Genomic DNA, 7,260 nt, shown 5'->3' with positions numbered 1-7,260 from the left:
GTCCTATAATGGGACAGCGCGGTCAATGACTCGTTAAAATGCTACGAGACTAATTAAGCGTGTGCTAAATTGAATCGCAGTTTGCGAGTCAGTTCATGCGTTTGAAGTTCATCAAGCCGCAGGAGCCTGTCCTGGCGCTGAAGCCGCCGGTTAGCAACGGCTGGCTGTGCGAAATCAAAGATGATGGCTGTTGCACCCAGATCATTCTCGATTGGGCCGGCGCGCTCACCTTCACCCGCATGGGGATAGACCGGTTGAAACGTCACCGGCCTGTCGTCACTGCCGCCGAGCAGCTGAAAGCGAAATCCTTCATTCCCGGCGGCGAGATGATCGCGCCGCAGCCGGGCGGCCGGCCGAACTTTCACGCGATGCATTCGCGCATGGCGTGGAATGCCGAGCTGCTCGCCTTCGTCGCCTTCGATATCCTGCACAAAAGTGGTGAAGATCTGCGCTGGCGGCCAGCAGTCGAGCGCAAGGCAATCCTGCGGGAGCTCATCCAGCCGGCCGAAGGCATCGTCCAGTGCAGCCAGCATGTCGAAGGCGGGGTCGAGATCTACGAAGCGGCCGATCGGATGAGCCTCAAAGGTATTGTCTCGAAGCGCAAGGTCACCCCTTACCGCAGCAGGGCAAAGGATGCAGTCTGGCTGAAGTGCTGGGACATTGATTTTGAACTTATTGGGATCAAGCGGCAGCCCGGCGAGTGGACAGAGAGGCTGTTCGCACGACACGTCAAGAATGTCGGCAAGGCGGTGATCGCCAAAACCGATGCAATCAAGAACTGGCTCTGGACACGCGAGCAGAAGGCCAAGGCCGGGCCACCGAATGGCGTTCCCACGGCGCAGGTCACGCCTGAGGTCGAATGGGTGAAGCCGGACATCAACGCTCGCGTCCGGACGCTACGCGGCGAGCCCAAGCTGCGCAATGCTCCCGTGCAGGATCTGTGGGAGATCAACAGTGGTGGCGCTGGCTGAGGAAGACAGATCGGAAAAGTTGCCCAGTTATGCCGCATCCGCGGCCGGGCTCCTCGCGGCCATGGGCAACGAGAAGCGACTTCTGTCTCTGTTCATAATGGCCAAAGGCGAGATACGGGTCCGCGATCTGGCATTTCGGGTTGGACTGAGCCAACCCGCTCTCTCTCAGCATCTTGTCATGTTGCGGAAATTTGATTTGGTTGCCAAGAGACGCGAAAGGAACACAACCTTTTATTCGTGCACCGACCGGGCTCTGAAGCTCATTCAGCTTTTGGAAAGATGGGTAGAAAACGACATGCTTTCTGACCTCAATCCGTGACAGCCAGTCGGTTTGGTGATGGCCTGGGGCAAGGGAGTTCGACTGTTCGTTTGCAAGTAGTTGGACGGCGCATTACGGCAGCGTATCAGTTTGAAATTTGACGCCGCGCTTATCGCGAACCGGGGCAGATCGTGGGCGCCCCGTCGCGACGACGTGGTGCGCTCAACAGTGCACATTTTGACAGCGACGGATCGTAGGGGAGGCGCTATCGCGGAATGGCCGACGGGCTACCTAGACCATCAGGTTTAATTGCTGGATTCCTATTGTGCCGGTAGCGTAACTGAGCTGGGGCGTCCAGCACTGGCCGGCACGGCGTGGTCCACCCCCAAATTCGCAACCGTGCCGGCCTTCGTTAGGTCAGACGCTACCCCATGGCAGGGTGGCCGGTCAGCTTCCCGGCCTAGACTGAAGTGCGTTGTCGATATGTCTTGCTGCGGTGGCGGCATGACCAAACGCAACGGCAATTTGATTGAGGCCCTCAGCCACGTCTCCAATGGCATAGAGGCCCGCAGTCGACGTTTCGAGGTGTCGGCTGACCAGAACATATCCTTGCGCGTCACACCCTGCACCGAGTGCGACGGCAAGTTTCAGAGCGCACATCAGAGCCCATTGCGGGGTACACCACATCCACGTCCCGCATTGGCGCTCCGTCGGCCATGACAACGTCGAACCCGGTTGCCCGAGCGACCAGATTCTCGACGGTGTCCCAGATTCGATGACCCCTGCCGAGGCCATGCCGCGAGCGTCCTCGGAAATATCCTCCGGATAGCTGGCGAGCAAGGTGACCTGACCGCTGTACTCCTTCAAGAACAGGGCCTCCTTGAGTGCCAGATGCACTGGGCCTACGACGCCGATGCGCTTGCCCATGGCCTCGTAGGCGTCGCAGACCGGACACAGTGCCGGCCGCCACCGCCTCCTCCAGCTCTTCTATTGCCGGGGCCTTGTCCACAATCCCGGTTGCAAGAACCATGCGCTGTGCTCGGATGGTCCCGAAGGTGGTCGTCAGCAGAAAGGTCCCGTCGCGCTTCTCGGCGCCCGCTACACGACCGTCCACAACGCCTGCACCGTGCCTGGGCTTTGAGACGGCCGAGCAACTCTGGCCCGCCTACGCCGTCCGGGAAGCCAGGACAGTTATGCCATTTTGGAATGAGCTTGGCTCGTGCGTCGCCTGCGTCGACCAAGATCACCGAACGCAAGAATCTCGCCAGATACATGCCTGCCGCAAGTCCTGCGGGGCCGCCGCCGACAATCGCCACGTCAAACACATGACCGGAGGAAGAACTTGGCATTGCGCCTAACATTGCCCAAAGGATCTTGTTCCCTGCTTTGGCAGGGGGATGAGTAGCTGACGGTCAGGCCTTCAAGGTGGATTTTCGCGGCAACTCGTCGAGGTGTCTCTCACCGGGCGGCGGTGCGCGCCTCGATTTGATTTGCGCGGTCTGCGACACCGAGGGGTTCCAGCTTTTGCAAGGCTTCAATTCGAGGTGCCCGAAAATGCCGACATGGCATTTCACCGGCCAACTTGCCATTAGACGAGCGACCGTTCGCATTACCCGGGCCCACGCGATTGGACCGAATCGACCTAACGGAAAAACCTAGCCTGATAGTTCTGTCCTTCCGACTCGGAGTGGCGCGATGCCCACCGTCTGAAGGCCGCTCAGATTTTCTGACCAGTCGAGGTGCAGACTATCATAGTTGATTGTTGCTGCCGGTGACCTCGCGTAATCAAAGGCTCACGTAGCTTTCCAACAGAGGACGGTATGTTGTATCCAGGTCGATTTTTAGAACCGAGCGATATTGTGATGCTTGCCCGTGTTTGTGAGACGGTCTGCAAAGAGCGCGGCGTACCTGTTGCTTCGCGGGCGGGAGAGCGCACGGCTGCGCACGTACTCAGGCTGTTCATGAACGGCTTGAGTGGGGAGAATGAGCTGCTCGATGCTGAGAGGAACTGGGCTCGACGGAGTGATCTGGCTTTCGAGAAGGCTGCTGTCAGCTACGATGACACAAGAGAGGCCGCGTGATTAGCTTCCTGAGAATCGAAGTAGCGAAGAAAACCGCTCGCTCCACGCGACGAGCCCCAGAGGCACCCTCCGCATAGAGCGGGGTGTTGCTGCGGCACTCTTAAGGTGAGGTAAAGCTTCCGCAGCCCGATTCGTGGGCGATCGGCTCTGTTGGAGATTTGGTGGTGAGACTAAGGACAATCGACGCGTAGTGTGTTCCGGGCGATCTTCCAGGCGGACTCGACATGCCGCCGCGCTGCTGCTTCCGCCGCTTCCGGCTTGTGTGCGCGGATCGCATCCATGATCTCGTTCATCTCGGCGATCGCCGCTTCGCGCCGGTTGGTCGAGACGATTGTCATCGAACGAAGCTGGTTGATGCGGACATTCAGCCCGGAGACGATTTCCCAGGCGACACGCTTGTCGGCGGCCTCGAACAGTGCCTCGTAGAATTTGGTCGTCGCCCGCATCACCGCAGGCGGCGTCGCCGACGCCCACGCATCGAACAAATCCGCCAGCGCCCCTTCGAGCGTTGCCAACTGCTCGCCGGTGGCCGACAGGGCACAGGCTCGGGCCGCGATGCCTTCAAGCAGAGCCCGAAGCTCGTAGATCTCATCGGTACGGCCGAGGTCCGGCCTGGCGACGGCCGGCCCATGCCCAGGGATCATCTGCACGAGCCCCTCTGCCTCCAGCTGCCGCAGTACCTCACGCACGACGGAACGGCTGACGCCGAGCTGGTCGCAAAGCGGCCGTTCGACAAGCCTTTCGCCAGGCTGGAAATGGAAATCCATGATCGCTTCGCGCATGCGCTCCAGCGCCAGCGTCCTCAAGGTCTTGGAGCTGCGGTCGATGCGAAGCGTATCGTCTGGCATGTATGCCTCCTGCGCCGCTACGAAAACAGATTCGATGCCCGGTTGACAAGGTACTTGGCGCTCCATAGCATGGTATACCATAAGATGATAGCGGGATTGGATGTCCCGAGGCACCACCTACCCGAGGAATTCCATGCAGCCCGCCATTCGTAAGATCGTTACCTATACCGAGAACACGCTGATCGAAGGCGGCAAGGCCGCCCCCCGGCCGCTGCGCCTTATCGGCGTCGCAGCGGTGCTGACCAATCCCTGGGCCGGTCGCGGCTTCACCGACGATCTGTCGCCCCAAATCCGAGCCTGTGCGCCGGTGCTGGGAGAGATCCTGACCCACGAGATCGTTGCCGCCGCCGGTTCCGGCGAGGCTATCGAGGGCTATGGCAAGGCCGCCATCTGCGGTACGTCGGGCGAGATCGAGCATGCGTCGGCGTTGATCCATACGCTGCACTTCGGCAACCACTATCGGCGTGCCGTAAGCGCCAAGACCTACCTTGCCTTCACCAATCTGCGCGGCGGGCCGAACACCCCGATCATCATTCCGCTGATGGACAAAAATGACGAAGGGCGGCGCTCGCATTACCTCACCGTGCATTTCCAGATCGGCGATGCACCGGCGCCCGACGAGCTGGTTGTGGCGCTCGGCGCCTCGATCGGCGGCCGCCCGCATCATCGAATCGGCGACCGCTACCAGGACCTCAAAGAGCTTGGGGACGTGCATGGCTGACGCTTCCGCATCGGCATGGGTTCGACGGGGTGCGGCGCCCGACGGCACCGGCTTCATCCGTGTCGGCGCGGGCGCACCGGTGCTTTTTATTCATGGCGTTGGTATGAACGCCGCGATCTGGCAGCCGCAGATCGAGCGGATGTCCGATAGCTTCGACGTCATCGCCATCGACATGCTCGGCCACGGTCAGTCGCCGCTGCCGCCGCAGAACCCAGAACTCGCCGACTATGCTGATCAGGCCATTCGCCTGCTCGACCATCTCGGCCTCGACAAAGTATCCGTCATCGGCCACTCGATGGGCGCGCTCGTTGCCCAGGAACTCGCGCTACGCGCAGCCGAGCGCGTCCGCCGCATCGTCTCGCTGAATGCCGTGTTCCGGCGGCCACCTGAACTGGCCGAAGCTGTTCGCCAGCGCGCGGTGGCGCTTACCGGCAAAAGTGACGTGACCGGCACGGCACAGACCATTGCCCGCTGGTTCGGAGATCCGGTGCCGGTCGAGCTCGAGGCGGCTGCACGGAAGACGGCCGCCGTACTGGGTGCCGTCGACCCGGAAGGTTATGCTCGCACCTATCGCCTGTTCGCTCGTGCCGACAGCGACCACGCTGACCGCCTGCCGAGGCTAGCCGTACCGGCCCTGTTCATGACCGGTTCCGAGGACAGGAATTCTTCGCCGGCAATGTCGGCCGCGATGGCGCGGCTGGCGCCGCATGGCCGCTGCACAGTGCTCTCAGGCGAGCGGCATATGATGGCGGTGGCGGATCCCGGCCTGACGACGCGCCATATCGTCGACTTCCTCAAAGAAGGCGAAGCGATCGAGCAAGACAGCGCTGCCGCGGCGAACACCGGGTTCGACGGCAGCGACTTCCGCCGTGCGCTGGGTTCCTTCCTCACCGGCGTCACCATCGTCACCACCATCGGGCCCGAAGGCGAGCCGCGCGGCTTCACCGCCAACTCCTTCACCTCGGTGTCGCTTGATCCACCTTTGGTGCTGGTCTGCATCGCTCATAAGGCGGTTGGCCATCCTGTCTTTGCGACATCGAAAAGCTTCGCCATCAACGTCCTCAACGAGGATCAGAAGGCAGCGTCCGGCATATTCGCCTCGAAAGCGGCCGACAAGTTCGCCGCCGTTGCCTGGCGACCGGGACGAACGGGCAGCCCCGTGCTGGACGGCTCCGTCGCATCCTTCGACTGCGACATGGAGCGGCTGGTCGATGCCGGTGATCATTCAATCCTCATTGGCCGCGTCCGCGATTTCGAGCACAATTCCGCGCAGCCGCTCGGCTATTGCCGCGGCGCGTATGTCGCGCCCGGCCTCAGCCAGGACGCGCTGGCAGCCACCCAGCCCGGCACCGATGTCGGCGCCATCCTCGAGAATGGCGGCCGGATCCTGTTCCTGGAGACGGCGGATGGTTTTGAACTGCCGCGCGGTCGGGGTCTGGGTGCGGCTGGCGATGGGAAAAGCCTGCGAGGGGTGCTTGCCGCGAGGGCCATCGAGGCCAAGCTGGGCTTCCTTTTCGCCGTCTGGGACGATGCCAGAGATGTTTCGCGCACACATGTCTACTATCGCGGCACGTTCGACGTGCCCGCTTCCAGCGATCGCGGCATCAGGCTGGTCGAGATCCACGCGATCGAGGCGTTGAAAATCGCCGATCCGGCGATCCGCTCGATGCTCGCACGCTATGTCAAGGAATGCTCAGTGGATGCATTCGGCGTCTATGTCGGCAACGATGTCGAAGGCGAGGTCCGGCCGCTCGCCAGGACCGCCGGTTCCACAGCACCCAACACAGGTGACCAGCGATGAAATTCTCGCTCTTCGTGCATATGGAACGGTCGGACCTCGCCAAGCCGCATTCCGAGCTCGTGACCGAGCTCGAGGAGTTGGTCCTGATGGCCGAACAGGCCGGATTCGAGACCGCCTGGATCGGCGAGCATCACGGCATGGAATTCACCATTTCGCCCAATCCTTTTATCAATATCGCTTATCTCGCGGCCAAAACCAGCCGGATCCGTCTCGGTACCGGAACCGTGATCGCGCCCTTCTGGCATCCGATCAAACTTGCCGGCGAAGCGGCGATGGCCGACGTCATTAGCGGTGGTCGGCTCGACATCGGCATCGCGCGCGGCGCCTACAGTTATGAATATCAGCGTATCTTTCCAGGCCTCGACGCCTGGGGCGCCGGCCAGCGCATGCGTGAGATCATACCGGCGATCCGCGGCCTCTGGGAAGGCGACTTCGAGCTCTCAGGCGAGTTCTGGCAGTTCCCGCCCACCACCTCCTCGCCCAAGCCGCTGCAGAAACCCTACCCCCCGATCTGGGTGGCGGCGCGCGATCCGAACTCGCACGATTTTGCCGTTTCCCATGGATGCAAGGTGCAGGTGA

7 protein-coding genes are annotated in these 7,260 nt (G+C 61.7%); 5 read left to right on the top strand and 2 right to left on the bottom strand.

The features are described 5' to 3' along the window. Window positions 1–95 precede the first annotated feature (95 nt). Together EOD15_RS24575 and EOD15_RS24570 are read left to right on the top strand one after the other, a co-directional pair. Window positions 96–971 (top strand): DNA ligase, encoded by an 876-nt coding sequence (locus tag EOD15_RS24575; RefSeq protein ID WP_127319053.1) that lies wholly within the window; start codon window positions 96–98, stop codon window positions 969–971. Continuing rightward, window positions 955–1,290, top strand: a complete 336-nt coding sequence (locus EOD15_RS24570; protein WP_245463759.1) for a metalloregulator ArsR/SmtB family transcription factor — start codon at window positions 955–957, stop codon at window positions 1,288–1,290. Before EOD15_RS24575 ends, EOD15_RS24570 begins: the two co-directional genes overlap by 17 nt. Before the next feature lie 387 nt (window positions 1,291–1,677). Here the strand turns inward: EOD15_RS24570 and EOD15_RS36965 are convergent, their stop codons facing one another. Continuing rightward, window positions 1,678–2,157 (bottom strand): FAD-dependent oxidoreductase, encoded by a 480-nt coding sequence (locus EOD15_RS36965; protein WP_245463758.1) that lies wholly within the window; start codon window positions 2,155–2,157, stop codon window positions 1,678–1,680. Window positions 2,158–3,481: 1,324 nt separating this feature from the next. Next, the gene (locus EOD15_RS24555; protein ID WP_127268588.1) at window positions 3,482–4,159 is read right to left on the bottom strand and encodes a GntR family transcriptional regulator; all 678 of its coding nucleotides are present in this window, start codon (window positions 4,157–4,159) and stop codon (window positions 3,482–3,484) included. A 133-nt stretch (window positions 4,160–4,292) separates the two neighbouring features. Between EOD15_RS24555 and EOD15_RS24550 the strand changes: the two genes are divergently transcribed. The 3 genes from EOD15_RS24550 to EOD15_RS24540 all read left to right on the top strand — a co-directional run. Then, window positions 4,293–4,880: an amino acid synthesis family protein gene (locus EOD15_RS24550; RefSeq protein ID WP_127268589.1), complete on the top strand. Its 588-nt coding sequence runs from the start codon at window positions 4,293–4,295 to the stop codon at window positions 4,878–4,880. Then, window positions 4,873–6,681 (top strand): alpha/beta fold hydrolase, encoded by a 1,809-nt coding sequence (locus EOD15_RS37270; protein ID WP_127319051.1) that lies wholly within the window; start codon window positions 4,873–4,875, stop codon window positions 6,679–6,681. Before EOD15_RS24550 ends, EOD15_RS37270 begins: the two co-directional genes overlap by 8 nt. Then, window positions 6,678–7,260: LLM class flavin-dependent oxidoreductase (locus tag EOD15_RS24540; RefSeq protein WP_148129632.1), on the top strand; the 583-nt coding region annotated here is incomplete at its 3' end. The genes EOD15_RS37270 and EOD15_RS24540, both read left to right, overlap by 4 nt.

The organism is Mesorhizobium sp. M7A.T.Ca.US.000.02.2.1, assembly GCF_003996995.1.
In the GTDB taxonomy this organism is placed as follows: domain Bacteria; phylum Pseudomonadota; class Alphaproteobacteria; order Rhizobiales; family Rhizobiaceae; genus Mesorhizobium.
The sequence above is the reverse complement of the archived record's forward strand: the minus strand, read 5'-3'. Positions and strand labels throughout refer to the sequence as shown.